This is a genomic window from Candidatus Pelagibacter bacterium nBUS_49 (genome assembly GCF_051200925.1).
Classification (GTDB): domain Bacteria; phylum Pseudomonadota; class Alphaproteobacteria; order Pelagibacterales; family Pelagibacteraceae; genus Pelagibacter.
Window position 1 is genome coordinate 548379 of the sequence record NZ_CP172837.1, and the last position, 14382, is coordinate 562760.

Genomic DNA, 14382 nt, shown 5'->3' on the forward strand with positions numbered 1-14382 from the left:
ATGAAAAAACAAGAAATTAAAAAATTATCAAAGGATGAAATGATTAAAAATATCGATAAATTAAAGAAAGATCTTTTTAATTTTAGATTTCAGAAGATGAATTCGCAGGTAACAAACCCAGCTAAAATTGGTGAAACAAAGAAAACAATTGCAAGATTAAAAACTATATTAAAAGGAAAAATTAATGCCTAAAAAAATATTAACTGGAGTAGTTATAAGTGATAAGCCAAACAAAACTATAACTGTAATGGTTGAAAGAAAATATTCACATCCAGTGCTTAAAAAAGTTATCAAAGTTAGAAAAAACTATAACGCTCATGATGAAAATAACAAATTTAAAACTGGCGATAAAGTTTCTATTATTGAAAGCAAACCTTTTTCTAAAAATAAAAAATTCCAAGTAATGGAGAATAATAAATAATGATTGGTGTACAAACAGAGTTACAAGTAGCAGACAATACAGGTGCTAAAAGAATAGAGTGTATAAAAGTACTTGGTGGATCTAAAAGAAGATATGCAAGTATTGGTGATACAATTGTAATTGCTGTTAAGGAAGCAATACCAAAAGGTAAAGTTAAAAAAGGTACGGTACATAAAGCAGTTGTAGTAAGAGTTAAAAAAGGTATTCATCGAAATGATGGTTCAAAAGTTAAATTTGACAATAATGCTGCAGTATTAGTTGATGATAAAGGAGAACCGGTTGGAACTAGGATTTTTGGTCCTGTAACTAGAGAATTAAGAAGTAGAGGGCAAATGAAAATAATTTCATTAGCACCGGAGGTTTTATAAAATGATTAAAAAAGGTTTAAAAGTAAGAGTTTTAACAGGTAAAGACAAAAAAAAAGAAGGCGAAGTAATCGAAATTGATAGACCAAATAATAGAGCAAAAGTTAAAGAGATAAATATGGTGAAAAAACATGTAAAAACCACAAAAGAAAAAAAGGGTGGAATTGTATCCAAAGAAAGCTTTATTCATTTATCAAACCTTAAATTAATTGACGAAAAAGTTTCAAAAAAAGCAGAGGCTAAAAAATAATGACACCAAGATTAAAAGAAACTTACAGTAAAGAAATTCAACCAGCTTTAAAAGACAGCCTGAGTTTAAAAAATATTTTTATGGTACCTAGAATTAAAAAAATTGTTCTAAATATGGGCCTTGGATTAGATGGCGCTGATGCTAAAATTTTAAAAGCAGCAGAAGAAGATATGGGAAAAATTACTGGTCAAAAACCTGTAATTACAAAATTTAAGAAATCTGTAGCAAATTTCAAAACAAGAAAAGGATCAAATGCAGGGCTAAAAGTAACTCTTAGAAAAAATAAAATGTATGAGTTTATTGATCGATTGGTAAATATTGCATTACCTAGAATTAAAGACTTTAGAGGTTTATCTCCTAAAGGTTTTGATAAATTTGGTAATTATACATTTGGAATAAAAGAACATATCATTTTCCCAGAAGTAAGCTTTGATAGAGCGGATAAAGTACGTGGTCTTGATATTGTGGTAGTAATTAAAGCTTTGAATAAAGATCATGCATTTGCTTTATTGGAAAAAATGAATTTTCCATTTATTAAAAAAGGAGACAATTAAAAATGGCAAAAGTTAGCGCTGTAAACAAGAATGATAAAAGAATTAAACTGTCTGACAGACTATATAAAAAAAGACAAAGTCTAAAAAAAATTATTATGGATAAAAAATTACCATTAGAAGAGAGATTTAAAGCGCAGCAAAAACTATCTCAAATGCCACGAAATTCTGCAAAAACTAGAGTAATGAATAGATGTAAAATTACAGGTAGACCACATGGAGTTTATAGAAAATTAAAAATATCAAGAATAGCTTTAAGGGACTTAGGTTTAGCTGGATTAATTCCAGGAATGACTAAGTCAAGCTGGTAGAAAGGAATATTATGAGTTTAAGTGACCCAATTGGAGATATGATAGCAAGAGTAAAAAATGCTCAAGCAAGAAATCATAAAAAAGTAGCATTACCATCTTCAAACTTTAAAACTAAAATAGCTGACATCTTAAAGAATGAAGGTTTTATTAAAGATTTTAAAATAGATTCAGAAGATAAAAAACCAACTTTATCTTTAGAGCTTAAGTATCACTCAGGAAACCCTGTTATTAGTGCTTTTGAGCGTGTATCTAAACCGGGTAGAAGAATTTTTTCTAGCGCTGAAAGCTTACCAAAAGTTAACAATGGTTTAGGTATTGCTATTGTCTCTACTCCTAAAGGTGTGATGACAGATATAGACGCCAGAAAACAACGTGTTGGTGGCGAGATAATTTGTAAGGTATTTTAATGTCTAAAATTGGTAAAATAAGTATTTCTATCCCTGAAAAAGTCAAAGTTGTATTGGCTGGTAATATGCTAAATATTGAAGGTCCATTAGGAAAAAAATCTATCGATATTGATTTAGAAATGTTCAATCTTGATATCAAAGATGGAAAAGAAATATCAATTAAACCAAAAAAAATTGATCAAAATTCAAAAAGACTTTGGGGAATGAACAGAAGTTTGATTAATAATGCAGTAATTGGATCAAGCACAGGCTATGAAAAAACTTTAGAACTAGTTGGTGTTGGTTATAGAGCTGCCTTAAAAGGTAAACAGCTAAATCTTCAGCTTGGTTATAGTCATGATATTGATTATGACATACCGGAAGGAATTAAAATTGAAGTTGAAAAACAAACAACTTTGAAAATTTCTGGATCAGACAAACAACAAGTTGGATCAGTTGCTTCAAAAATTAAAACATATAGAAAAATTGAGCCTTACAAAGGTAAGGGGATTAGAGAAAAAGGACAGTATGTTCTTAAAAAAGAAGGAAAGAAAAAATAATGAAACTAAATACAAGCATTAGAAAAAGATTTAGAGTTAGCAATAAAGTTAAAAAAGTTGCTTCTAAAGATAGATTCAGACTATGTATTTCTAGATCATCAAAGAATATTTCTGCACAAATAATTGATGATATTAATAAAGTTACATTGTTATCTGCTTCCTCTGTTGAAAAAGATATTAAGTCTGGAGATAAAGTAAATAAAACTGAACTTTCTAAGATTGTTGCAACAAAACTTGCAAAAAAAGCTCAAGAGAAAAAAATTACTAAGATTTATTTTGATAGAGGTATCTATAGATATCACGGCAGAGTAAAAGTATTTGCTGAAACCTTACGTGAAAATGGAATGGAATTTTAATTATGGAAAATTTTAAAGATAAAAAATCAGACGATATTTTAGAAAAATTAGTCCACATAAACCGTATTACAAAAGTAGTAAAAGGTGGACGTAGATTTGGTTTTTCAGCACTAGTTGTTGTTGGAAATCAAGCTGGTAAAATTGGAATAGCGCACGCAAAAGCCAAACAAGTGCCTGATGCAATTAAAAAAGCCAATGAAGTAGCCAGAAGAAAATTGATACATATACCTTTAAGAGAAGGCAGAACAATTCATCATGATGTTAAAGCAAAAGATGGTTCAGGCAGAATTGTTTTAAGAGCCGCCTCTAAAGGAACAGGCATTATTGCAGGCGGTCCCGTTAGAGCTGTTTGTGAGGTATTAGGAGTAAAAGATATTGTTGCTAAATCAATGGGAACTTCGAATGCTCATAATGTTATTAGAGCTACTATGAAAGCTTTACTTAAACAAAATTCACCAAAACAAATTTCAGCAATCAGAAATAAAAAAATTTCTGAAATAGTAGAGAAAAGAGGATAATGATTACTTTAAACACTAAAGATAAAATCAATAAATCAAAAATGCGTGTGGGTAGAGGCATTGGTTCAGGAAAAGGTAAAACTTCTGGAAGAGGTGTAAAGGGTCAAAAATCAAGATCAGGTGTTGCAATAAAAGCTTTTGAAGGTGGTCAAATGCCATTATACAGAAGACTACCTAAAAGAGGTTTTAATCCTATCTCGAGAACTAATATAGCAATAATGAATCTTGAAAAAATTCAGTCATTTATCAATGAAAAAACAATTAACCCTAGCGATACTATAAATATGGAGCTGCTTAAAAAACTTAAACTGATTAATAAAAACTCTCAGAAGTTAAAGATTCTTGGAACTGGAGAGATCAAGGATAAAGTTAATATAGAAGCAGATTTAGCATCTAAATCAGCAATAGAGAAACTAGAGAAAATTAGTGGATCTATTCAATTGAAAAAATAATATATTTCAATGAGTGCGTCTTCATCATCAAACGATTTAAGAAATAGAATACTTTTTACTATCTTCATTCTAGCTGTTTATAGATTTGGAACTTTTGTGCCATTACCCGGCATAGATCCAGAACAGCTTAAAATTATGATGGATGGTAATCAAAAAGGTTTACTTGGAATGTTTAATGTGTTTGCTGGCGGTGCCGTAAGTAGAATGGCTATATTTGCACTTGGTATAATGCCATATATATCTTCTGCAATTATTGTGCAGTTATTAACAGGTGTTTCAGAATATTTTAAAAATTTAAAAGCTCAAGGCGAAACTGGAAGAGCAAAAATCACTCAAATTACAAGATATGGAACTGTATTATTAGCTACAGTCCAAGGTTATGGATTGTCTGTTGGTTTAGAGTCTTCAGCAGATCTCGTAATAAATCCAGGTGCTTTTTTTAAAATTACAACCGTCACAACTATAGTGGCTGGAACGATGTTTCTAATGTGGTTAGGTGAACAAATCACCCAGAGAGGAATAGGTAATGGTATTTCTCTAATAATTTTTGCAGGTATAGTTGCAGAAATTCCTAGAGCTCTCGTCACAACTTTTGAACTTGGTAGAACAGGGGCAGTTTCAACATTTATGATTTTAGCTATTTTTGTACTGCTAGTAGCTACAATTTTATTTGTAGTATTTATGGAAAGAGCATTAAGAAAAATTTTAATCAATTACCCAAAAAGACAAATGGGAAATAAAATGTATGGTGGTGAGTCATCTCATTTACCACTTAAAATCAATCAGGCTGGTGTAATCCCTGCTATCTTTGCTTCAGCTTTACTTTTATTACCTGTTACTTTTTCAAATTTTTCATTTTCAAGTAATGATACTTTTTTAAACTTAAGTTCATACTTTACTCAAGGACAGCCTCTTTACATGCTGTTATATGCATCTGGAATAATATTTTTTACTTTTTTTTATACCTCAATAACTTTTAATCCAACAGAAACTGCTGACAACTTAAGAAAATATGGAGGTTTTGTTCCAGGAATAAGACCAGGTGAGAGTACTGCATTATATATTCAAAATATTTCAACTAAATTGACTACAATAGGTGCATTATATTTAACTTTAGTTTGTTTAATGCCAGAATTTTTAATTGCTAATTATCCAATACCTTTTTATTTAGGTGGTGCTTCAATTTTAATTGTTGTAGTTGTTGCCATTGATACGGTAACTCAAATACAAACAAGATTAATGAGTTCCCAGTACGAACAATTAATCAAGAAAACAAAATTTGGTAAATAAGTGAACATTATTTTATTTGGGCCTCCAGGCGCAGGTAAAGGCACTCAAGCTCAATTAATTGTTAAAAAACATAACTACTTTCAACTCTCAACTGGCGACTTATTAAGAAGTGAGACAAAGAAAAATACTGATTTAGGTAATGAAATAGAGTCCATTATTTCAAAAGGTAATTTCGTTTCAGATGAAATTGTCAATAAACTTCTAAAAAATACTATTTTAAATTTAAAATTTAGAGATCGAATTATATTTGATGGATATCCCAGAAGTATTAACCAAGCAAAAAATCTTGATTTAATTTTAGGTGAATTTGATCAAAAAATTGATCTTATCATCTCACTTGTTGTATCGCGTGAAATCATTGAAAAAAGAATAATTGGCAGAGTAACGTGTGATAAATGTAATTTAACACTAAATGAGTTTTTTAATAATGAAGAAATAGATTTGCATCCATGTGGTAAAGAACATTTTGTTAAAAGAAAAGATGATAATCTTGAAACAATAATGTCTAGATACGACATTTATACAAAAACGACTGAACCAGTTCTTAATTTTTTTTCAAAAAATTCAAATTTACACGAGATTGATGGAACTCTTGAAATTGATCAAATAACCGCTAAAATTGACACTTTTATCAATGTTTAATGCGTTGACTTTAGAGAATCTTATTATATAAAAGGCTCAAATTATCACAAAAATTATGGCTCGTATCGCAGGTATCAACATCCCACAAAATAAACTTGTTCATATAGGTTTAACTTATATTTATGGAATAGGGGATAAATTTTCTAATCAAATTTGCACATCACTTGAAATTCCAAGAGCAAAAAGAATTAATGAACTAACAGATGATGAAATTTTAAAAATCAGAGAATATATTGATGCTAATTTTAAAGTTGAAGGTGATTTAAGAAGAGATTATTCGCTTACAATTAAAAGATTGATTGATCTGGCTTGTTACAGAGGAACAAGACATAGAAAAAAATTACCTGTAAGAGGTCAAAGAACAAGATGTAATGCAAGAACAAGAAAAGGAAAAGCAATCGCTATTGCTGGTAAAAAATTAACTCCAACTAAAAAATAATTATGGCTAAAGCTGATAAAGTTGAAAATAAAGATCAGAAGGTAGAGAAGTCTTCAAAAAAAAGTAATAAAAGCTCATATTCAAAAAAGAAAAAAATTAAAAAAAATATTCTTAATGGAATTGCATACGTGCAATCAACTTTTAATAATACAATTATTTCAATTGCAGATACTAATGGAAATGTTATTTCTTGGGCTTCTGCAGGGCAAAAAGGATTTAAAGGATCTAGAAAATCAACTCCTTATGCCGCACAAATTGCTGCTGATGCCGCTGCCTCTAAAGCATTAGAATATGGAATGAAAACTTTATCTGTTGAAGTGAAGGGCCCTGGGTCTGGACGTGAAACAGCTTTAAGAGCATTACAAGCAAGAGGTTTTAAAATTTTATCAATTAAAGATACTACACCCATGCCTCATAATGGAACTAGACCACCAAAGAAAAGGAGAGTTTAATGGAAGTCGAAAATGTAAATGTAAAAAATTGGAAATCATTAATTAAGCCATCTAAATTAGATGTTCAAATTAGTGATGACTTAACTCATGCTAAAATTATAGCGGAGCCTTTAGAAAAAGGTTATGGATTAACATTAGGTAATTCTCTAAGAAGAATTTTACTTTCATCAATAAGAGGTGCTGCTGTTACCTCTATTCAAATTGATGGTGTTTTGCACGAATTTACATCTATTAAAGGTGTAAGAGAAGATGTTACTGACATTGTGTTAAACGTAAAATCTTTAGCATTAAAATGTAATTCAGAAGGTACAAAAAAGCTTATCTTGGATGCAAAAGGTCCAGGTGAGATTAAAGCTTCTGATATCACACAAGTTGCTGACGTAGAAATATTAAATCCCGAGCTTGTAATATGTAACCTAGATGAAAATACAAATTTTCACATGGAAATGAATGTAAGTACTGGAAAAGGTTATGTTCCTGCTGATTTAAACAAACCAGAAGAGCCACCACTAGGTTTAATTGCAATAAACTCGCTTTATAGTCCAGTAAAAAAAGTATCTTATTCAATAAGCACAGCAAGAGAAGGTAAAGCTCTTGATTATGATAAGCTCACTATGGAAGTTGAGACTAATGGGTCAATTTCTGCAGAAGATGCTGTTGCTTACTCTGCAAGAATTTTTCAAGATCAGTTAAAAATGTTCGTTAATTTCGACGAACCAGTTGAAGCTCCTGTAAAAGAAGTTTCTACAGAGCCAGAATTTAACAAGAATTTATTAAGAAAAGTTGATGAACTAGAGCTATCAGTTAGATCAATGAATTGTCTTAAAAATGATAATATAATTTATATAGGTGATCTTGTTCAAAAATCTGAAGGAGAAATGCTTAGAACACCAAATTTTGGAAGAAAATCTTTAAATGAAATTAAAGAAGTTTTAACTGGAATGTCTTTATATTTAGGTATGGAAATTCCAAATTGGCCGCCTGATAATATTGCTGAGATGTCAAAAAAACTAGAGGAAGCTATCTAATGAGACACGGAATGGCAAATAAGAAGTTGAACAGAACTTCTGAACATAGAAAGGCTCTGTTAAAGAATATGTTAAATTCTTTAATAAAGTATGAGCAGATTAAAACTACTTTGCCAAAAGCTAAATTTTTAAAACCTCAAGCGGATAAAATTATTACATTAGGTAAAAAAGAAACATTACAGACTACAAAAATGTTAGTTTCTCAACTTCAAGATGTTAAATCGGCAAACAAAGTTAAAAAAACGCTTTCAAAAAGATATGAAAAAAGAAATGGTGGATATACAAGAATTATAAAAGCTGGATTTAGATATGGTGATAACGCACCTATGGCTATCATTGAATTTGTGGATAGAGATGTTGAAGCTAAAAGAATTGATAAGCCAAAAAAAGACGCTAATAAAGAAGCACCAAAAGCTGAAGAAAAGAAACAAGCAACAGCATAAACTTTAAAGCATGAACAAGTCATATACCGTTGATTCAACGTGTAATGATATGCGTATAGATCGTTGGACCAGACTTAAAATAGGTAAAATTCCACAAGGACTAATTGAAAAATACCTAAGATCAGGCAAAATCAAAATAAATAAAAAAAAAATCAAAAGTTCAACCAAAGTTAAAACAAACGATATTGTAAATTTTTTTAACTTGGATTTTAAAGAAACGATTGTTCAAAAAAAGATAAAGTTCGAACCATCAAAAGAAATTATAAAATCTAATGAAGATCAAATTATTGATAATAATGAAAATTTTGTCGTATTAAATAAAAGTTCAGGTATCTCTGTACAAGGCGGCACTAAATCAAAAAAAAATTTAGTAGATATTTTTTCTAAAAGTGAAATTTTTCAAGGCACAAAACCTTATTCAGTACACAGATTGGATAAAGACACTTCTGGTGTTTTTATTATGGCTAAAACGAGAGAGTCTGCTCAATTACTAACCTCTTTGTTTAGATTAAGAAAGGTTCATAAAACATATTTGGCTATTTGCCACGGTGAATTAAATGTAGACGCAGGTGAATGGAATGATGATCTTATCCGGTATGATGGGGATAAAAAAATTATAGAAAAAGCAAAAACAATTTTTAAAGTTTTAGATAAGAATTCCGAAGCAAGTTTAGTTGAGTTAAAACCCATTACTGGTCGTAAACATCAGCTTAGAAAGCAATTATATGCTCTAGGACAACCAATCTTTGGTGACATCAAGTATAAATTATCTAACTCTTCAAGGGGGTTAAACAAGAATTTAATGCTTCATTCATATCAGATTAAATTTATTATTGATGATGTAAAGCATACATATACCGCATTACTACCAGACTATTTTAGAAAATTATTAAAGACAAAAAGACTTAGATTTTCAGGTTTGAAATAAATTTTTCTATTAATAATTTATCTAAGTCTGAATAATCATTATTATTAATATTAATCAAATTTGTAACTCCTTTGTCAGTAATTCCACAAGGTATAATTTTTTTATATTGCTCTAGATTATTATTTACATTTATTGCGAACCCATGATATGCAATCCATTTTTTAACCCTTACTCCAATCGCTGCAACTTTATTAATTGAGTTATTTTTTTTGTACCATATTCCAATATTATCTTTGTCTGAAAATGTTTCTATTTTGTATTCTTTTAAAGTTTCAATGATTGTTTTTTCAATACAAGAAATAAACTTTCTAATATCTTTTTTTTTCTTAAGTCTAAAACAAAATAACAAATCAATTGACCCGGCGCATGGCAAGTTATTTTACCGCCCCGATTAGTTTTTATTAATTCTATAGAGTTGTCTAAAATTTCACTTTCTTTATAACTTGTACCTGCTGTAAATATTTCATTATGTTCTAATGTCCAAATGAGCTCTCTATCAATATTACTATGTAAATCTTCCAATCTTTTCTCCAATAGTGTTAATGCATCAAAATAATTTATTGGTTTTATTGACTTTTTGATCTCTATATTCATTTATAAATTGTATTATCTTAATTATCTATTAATAGTCCAACCTAAATTATAGGTAGATTTATGTCTTTAGTTAAAAAAATAAAAGATAAAAAAGTAAATTTTGAATTTAATAAAGAATATATAAAAGTAGTAACAACTAAAATTGCTAATAATGATGCTCTTTTTATTACTAATTCTTTTAAAGAAATGCACCCAGCAGATGCTGCCGATATTATTGAACACTTAAATCAATCTGACAGAGAAAGTTTAATAAAACTTAATAATTTTAAAATTGACCCTGAAGTTTTTGTTGAACTTAATGAATCTATTCAAACAGAAATTATTACTTATCTTTCATCAGATTCAATTGTTTCAATTTTAACTAATCTAGAGTCTGATGATGCAATATCAATATTAGAAAATGTACCTGAAGAAGATAAAAATAATATTCTAAGTTCATTACCACCAAAAGACCGTTTTGCATTATTAGAAAGTTTAAGTTATCCAGAAGATACTGCTGCAAGGATAATGCAACGAGAATTTACAGCTATACCTAGTAATTGGTCTGTAGGTCAAACAATAGATTATTTAAGGGAAAATAAAGATCTTCCAGAGGAATTTTTAGAAATATTCATAATTAATGAAGAATTCAAACCTATAGGCACAGTTCCTTCTTCTCGTGTGCTAACCACGTCAAGGGACACAAAAATGCTTTCGATCATGTCAGAGTCTCAGTTACTAATACCTGTTGATATGGATAAAGAGGAAGTAGCTAACTTGTTTGAAAATTATAATTTAAATTCAGCTGCAGTTGTAGATAAAAATAATAAGCTAGTTGGAATGATTATGAGTGATGACGTTTTAACTGTATTACAAGAAGAAGCTGAAGAAGATGCATTGAGGTTAGCAGGGGTAGGTGATGAGGAAATTACTGATGGTGTAATAACTAAAACTAAAAGAAGATTTAACTGGCTCTTATTAAATTTATTTACTGCATTTTTAGCCACATGGTGCATTAGTTTATTTGGTGCAACGATTGAGCAAATGGTAGTGTTAGCTTTTTTGATGCCTATAGTTGCATCGATGGGTGGTAATGCTGGAATGCAAACTTTAGCTGTAACAGTTCGAACAATAGCAACTAACGATTTGACAGAAAATAATTTTACCTCAAATGTTATTAAAGAATTTTCTATCGGAATTTTAAATGGAATTATTTTCGCAGTTATAAGTGCTTTTATTGTCCAAATATGGTTTCAAGATAGCACTCTTTCAATTATAATTTCAATCTCAATGGTTCTAACTATGATCATTGCTGGACTCTTTGGTATTTTGGTTCCAGTTACTTTAAAAAAAATGAATATAGATCCAGCTATAGCATCCAGCGTATTTGTCACAACAATTACTGACGTTATAGGTTTTGTGTCATTTTTGGGTGTTGGAGCTTATTTTTTATAGACTTAAAAATTATCAATTAATCTAACGTCTTTATAATAATATGCTAAGAAAATTTTAGATTCACTATATTTGTTTGATAAAGATAAATCATGTGTGTTTCTATTCTCTAAATATTCAATTTTAATATTAAAAAATCTTTCAAAATCTTTTTTTGTTTTCTTTAAAAATTGATTTATATTTTTTGTGTGTTTAATTTTTTTTTTTAAATTTAAAAAATTTTTTGAAATTTTTTCAACATCATTTAATTCATTTTTTTTGAGTAACAAATTTCTTGAAGATAAAGCTAATTTATTCTTATTTCTGATAGTTCTGCATCCTATGACTTTAGTATTAAATTCATTTTCAATAAAATTTTTTACTAAAAATAATTGTTGAAAATCTTTTTTACCCATAAAAATTTTCTTAGGTTTAATCAATTTTGTTAATCTAATCATTACATCTAAAACACCTTCAAAGTGACCTTTTCTAAATTTTGCACATAAAACTTTAAATTTTTTTTTAATCTTTATTTCTGATTTTTTTTTATTTTCATAAACGTCTTTAAATTTAGGAATATAAACAAAATCTAATTTTTTAATTTTTTTTAATATAGTTAAATCTTTTTTAATATTTGCAGGATATGTTTTAAAATCTTTTACGTTATTAAATTGTTTTGGATTTACAAATATGCTGACTATAGTTTTTTTGTTTGATTTAATTGATTTTTTAATAAGAGATATATGTCCTTCATGAATACCACCCATTGTAGGAACGTAACCAAAATCATTAAAAGGCCCTAATATTTTTGATAAATGGCGATTGTTTAATATAATTTTCATTTGTATTAAAGTATTTAATAAGTAAAACATTTAGATGATTAAACAAGCTATAATTCCTTTGGCCGGACTTGGTACAAGACTGCTACCTTTGACGAGTGTTTTTGCAAAAGAACTTTTACCTATAAATGGAAAGCCAGGATTAGAATATATATTAAATGAATGTGTTGATGCTGGTATCAAAGAAATAATTTTTATCATATCAAAGAGAAAGATGATGATTAAAAAATATTTTTATAATGATAAGTTTTATAAAGATTTAATTAAGAAAAAAAAGATACTAGAGTAATCGAGGAATATAAAAAAATTTTAAAATATCGAAAAATGATTAAGTTTGTTTATCAGGATAAACCAAAAGGAACTGGGGATGCTGTTCTTAAAACTAAAAAATATATTAAAGATAAATATTTTTTAATGTTATTACCTGATGATCTTATAATTAAAAAAAATTGTTCAAAATCAATGATTGCTTCTCATAAAAAATATAAAGCATCTGTTATGGCAAGTATGAGTGTTAACAAAAAAACTGTTTCAAGATGGGGTATTTATAAACTTGATAAAAAACTTAACAAAACTGATTATTTAATAAATGGAGTAATTGAAAAACCTGACTTAAAAAATGCGCCATCAAATAAAGCGGTTATAGGCAGATATATTTTACCAAGATCAATTTTTAACAAACTAAAAAAAACAAAGCCTAGCAAAGGTGGAGAAATACATATCACAGATGCTATCCAAGCTTTAATTAATGATAATGAAAAATTTATTGCACATAATTTTGAAGGAAAATATTTGGATTGCGGTACTATGAGGGGATACATTAACTCTAGTTTGGAGATTAAAAGATTATGAAATTATGTATGATAGGTACTGGCTATGTTGGTCTTGTAAGTGGTGTTTGCTTTTCTGATTTAGGTAATACAGTTTATTGTGTCGATAAAGATAAAAATAAAATAGATTTGTTAAACAATGGAATTGTTCCAATTTATGAGCCTGGCTTAGAAGAAATTTTAAGAAGAAATTCCAAACAAAAAAGATTGATTTTTACATCTGATCTAAGGAAAGCAGTAACTCAATCAGATATCATATTTATTTGTGTGGGTACGCCTACTAAAAAGAATACTAATTCAGCTGATCTAAAATATGTTTTTAAAGTAGTCCACGAAATAAAAACAATTATCTCTAAATACAAAATAATAGTTACTAAATCTACCGTCCCAGTAACCACAGGCGATAAAATAGAAAAAATTCTTCTTAAACTTAAGAGGAAAAATCTTGTTGATGTTGTATCTAATCCAGAGTTTTTAAGAGAGGGAGAGGCTATTAGTGATTTTTCAAGACCTGATCGTGTAATTATTGGAACTAATAGTAAAAAAGCTAATTCTAAAATGAAATCTCTTTACATGCCAATTATTAAAAAAAATAACAGATACTTTAATACATCAAGAAGAGGTGCTGAATTAATTAAATATGCATCAAATGCTTTTTTGGCAACAAAAATATCTTTCATAAATGAATTAGCAAATTTATGTGAAAAAACAGGTACAGATATTAAAGATATATCTCAGGGAATGGGCTCAGATCAACGAATAGGTGAAAGATTTTTAAGAGCTGGACCAGCTTATGGCGGATCATGTTTTCCTAAAGATACAAGGGCATTAATTGATACTGCAAATCAATTTAAAACTGATTTAACAATTGTCAAAAGTGTTATCTCGTCAAATAATAACAGAAAACTTTTATTGACTAAAAGACTAGAAAAAATTCTTGATGGTAAATTAGCAAATAAAACTGTTACTTTTTTAGGTGTTACATTTAAACCAAATACAGATGATATGCGTGAAGCTTCAAGTGTACCAATGATAAAATATTTGAATAAAAAAAAATCTAATATTCGTTATTATGACCCTTCAGGAGAAAAATATGAATTTAAAAAATTAAAAAATGTAAAATATTATAATGATATATCATCTGCTTGCTTAAATAGTGATCTAATTGTTTTGCACACTGAATGGAATGATTTCAAATTATTAAATTTTAAAAAAATTGTTAAAAAAAACAAATTTAAAATTTTTGACTTGAGAAATATTTATTCACCTACAAAAATGAAAAAATTAAAAATTGATTATTTTGGTATTGGTAGATAG

General features: G+C 28.5%; 21 protein-coding genes and 2 pseudogenes. 21 read left to right on the forward strand and 2 right to left on the reverse strand.

Annotated features, from left to right (window positions below; translation table 11 throughout):
- Genes rpmC through ACIJYF_RS03060 form a run of 18 tightly spaced genes read left to right on the forward strand, consistent with a single transcriptional unit; the run spans nucleotide 1 to nucleotide 9392 of the window.
- Nucleotides 1-192: a 50S ribosomal protein L29 gene (rpmC, locus tag ACIJYF_RS02975; RefSeq protein ID WP_297681958.1), complete on the forward strand. Its 192-nt coding sequence runs from the start codon at nucleotides 1-3 to the stop codon at nucleotides 190-192.
- Nucleotides 185-421 (forward strand): 30S ribosomal protein S17, encoded by a 237-nt coding sequence (gene rpsQ, locus ACIJYF_RS02980; RefSeq protein WP_435117626.1) that lies wholly within the window; start codon nucleotides 185-187, stop codon nucleotides 419-421. Before rpmC ends, rpsQ begins: the two co-directional genes overlap by 8 nt.
- Complete coding sequence (gene rplN, locus ACIJYF_RS02985; RefSeq protein ID WP_008544079.1) at nucleotides 421-789, forward strand: 50S ribosomal protein L14; 369 nt, start codon at nucleotides 421-423, stop codon at nucleotides 787-789. The genes rpsQ and rplN overlap by 1 nt, the downstream gene beginning before the upstream one ends.
- A gap of 1 nt (nucleotide 790) precedes the next feature.
- Nucleotides 791-1036 carry a 50S ribosomal protein L24 gene (gene rplX / locus ACIJYF_RS02990; protein WP_435117628.1) on the forward strand — a complete coding sequence of 82 codons (246 nt, stop codon included), beginning with the start codon at nucleotides 791-793 and terminating at the stop codon, nucleotides 1034-1036.
- On the forward strand, nucleotides 1036-1590 hold the full coding sequence (gene rplE / locus ACIJYF_RS02995) for a 50S ribosomal protein L5 (protein ID WP_435117630.1): 555 nt from the start codon (nucleotides 1036-1038) through the stop codon (nucleotides 1588-1590). Before rplX ends, rplE begins: the two co-directional genes overlap by 1 nt.
- Before the next feature lie 2 nt (nucleotides 1591-1592).
- Nucleotides 1593-1898, forward strand: a complete 306-nt coding sequence (gene rpsN / locus ACIJYF_RS03000; protein WP_023648438.1) for a 30S ribosomal protein S14 — start codon at nucleotides 1593-1595, stop codon at nucleotides 1896-1898.
- Nucleotides 1899-1909: 11 nt separating this feature from the next.
- Nucleotides 1910-2305: a 30S ribosomal protein S8 gene (rpsH, locus tag ACIJYF_RS03005; RefSeq protein ID WP_435117633.1), complete on the forward strand. Its 396-nt coding sequence runs from the start codon at nucleotides 1910-1912 to the stop codon at nucleotides 2303-2305.
- Nucleotides 2305-2844: a 50S ribosomal protein L6 gene (gene rplF / locus ACIJYF_RS03010; RefSeq protein WP_435117635.1), complete on the forward strand. Its 540-nt coding sequence runs from the start codon at nucleotides 2305-2307 to the stop codon at nucleotides 2842-2844. Before rpsH ends, rplF begins: the two co-directional genes overlap by 1 nt.
- The gene (gene rplR / locus ACIJYF_RS03015) at nucleotides 2844-3200 is read left to right on the forward strand and encodes a 50S ribosomal protein L18 (RefSeq protein ID WP_435117637.1); all 357 of its coding nucleotides are present in this window, start codon (nucleotides 2844-2846) and stop codon (nucleotides 3198-3200) included. The genes rplF and rplR overlap by 1 nt, the downstream gene beginning before the upstream one ends.
- A gap of 2 nt (nucleotides 3201-3202) precedes the next feature.
- Nucleotides 3203-3718, forward strand: coding sequence for a 30S ribosomal protein S5 (rpsE, locus tag ACIJYF_RS03020; RefSeq protein ID WP_435117639.1), 516 nt, complete (start codon nucleotides 3203-3205; stop codon nucleotides 3716-3718).
- The gene (gene rplO, locus ACIJYF_RS03025; RefSeq protein ID WP_028036903.1) at nucleotides 3718-4170 is read left to right on the forward strand and encodes a 50S ribosomal protein L15; all 453 of its coding nucleotides are present in this window, start codon (nucleotides 3718-3720) and stop codon (nucleotides 4168-4170) included. Before rpsE ends, rplO begins: the two co-directional genes overlap by 1 nt.
- Nucleotides 4171-4179: 9 nt before the next feature.
- Complete coding sequence (secY, locus tag ACIJYF_RS03030) at nucleotides 4180-5460, forward strand: preprotein translocase subunit SecY (RefSeq protein ID WP_435117641.1); 1281 nt, start codon at nucleotides 4180-4182, stop codon at nucleotides 5458-5460.
- Nucleotides 5461-6102 carry an adenylate kinase gene (locus tag ACIJYF_RS03035; RefSeq protein ID WP_435117643.1) on the forward strand — a complete coding sequence of 214 codons (642 nt, stop codon included), beginning with the start codon at nucleotides 5461-5463 and terminating at the stop codon, nucleotides 6100-6102. It abuts the gene before it with no gap.
- A gap of 55 nt (nucleotides 6103-6157) precedes the next feature.
- Nucleotides 6158-6541 (forward strand): 30S ribosomal protein S13, encoded by a 384-nt coding sequence (rpsM, locus tag ACIJYF_RS03040; RefSeq protein WP_028036906.1) that lies wholly within the window; start codon nucleotides 6158-6160, stop codon nucleotides 6539-6541.
- Nucleotides 6542-6543: 2 nt separating this feature from the next.
- Nucleotides 6544-6993, forward strand: coding sequence for a 30S ribosomal protein S11 (gene rpsK, locus ACIJYF_RS03045; RefSeq protein WP_080658537.1), 450 nt, complete (start codon nucleotides 6544-6546; stop codon nucleotides 6991-6993).
- A complete protein-coding gene (locus tag ACIJYF_RS03050) occupies nucleotides 6993-8021 on the forward strand; it encodes a DNA-directed RNA polymerase subunit alpha (RefSeq protein WP_435117645.1) in 1029 nt (342 codons plus the stop codon). Before rpsK ends, ACIJYF_RS03050 begins: the two co-directional genes overlap by 1 nt.
- Nucleotides 8021-8464, forward strand: coding sequence for a 50S ribosomal protein L17 (gene rplQ / locus ACIJYF_RS03055; RefSeq protein ID WP_435117648.1), 444 nt, complete (start codon nucleotides 8021-8023; stop codon nucleotides 8462-8464). Before ACIJYF_RS03050 ends, rplQ begins: the two co-directional genes overlap by 1 nt.
- Nucleotides 8465-8474: 10 nt before the next feature.
- Complete coding sequence (locus ACIJYF_RS03060) at nucleotides 8475-9392, forward strand: RluA family pseudouridine synthase (protein WP_435117650.1); 918 nt, start codon at nucleotides 8475-8477, stop codon at nucleotides 9390-9392.
- Here the strand turns inward: ACIJYF_RS03060 and lipB are convergent.
- Nucleotides 9370-9986, reverse strand: a pseudogene (gene lipB / locus ACIJYF_RS03065) (lipoyl(octanoyl) transferase LipB). The gene ACIJYF_RS03060 and the pseudogene lipB sit on opposite strands and share 23 nt — an antisense overlap.
- 60 nt (nucleotides 9987-10046) lie before the next feature.
- Between lipB and mgtE the strand changes: the two are divergent.
- On the forward strand, nucleotides 10047-11420 hold the full coding sequence (gene mgtE / locus ACIJYF_RS03070; protein WP_435117652.1) for a magnesium transporter: 1374 nt from the start codon (nucleotides 10047-10049) through the stop codon (nucleotides 11418-11420).
- Between the two features lie 2 nt (nucleotides 11421-11422).
- On the opposite strand, the gene ACIJYF_RS03075 is transcribed toward mgtE, so the two are convergent.
- Nucleotides 11423-12268, reverse strand: a complete 846-nt coding sequence (locus ACIJYF_RS03075; protein ID WP_435117654.1) for a pantoate--beta-alanine ligase — start codon at nucleotides 12266-12268, stop codon at nucleotides 11423-11425.
- Between the two features lie 4 nt (nucleotides 12269-12272).
- On the opposite strand from ACIJYF_RS03075, the pseudogene ACIJYF_RS03080 reads away from it, so the two are divergent.
- Nucleotides 12273-13087 (forward strand): annotated as a pseudogene (locus tag ACIJYF_RS03080) (sugar phosphate nucleotidyltransferase).
- Complete coding sequence (locus ACIJYF_RS03085; RefSeq protein WP_435117656.1) at nucleotides 13084-14382, forward strand: UDP-glucose dehydrogenase family protein; 1299 nt, start codon at nucleotides 13084-13086, stop codon at nucleotides 14380-14382. Before ACIJYF_RS03080 ends, ACIJYF_RS03085 begins: the two are co-directional and overlap by 4 nt.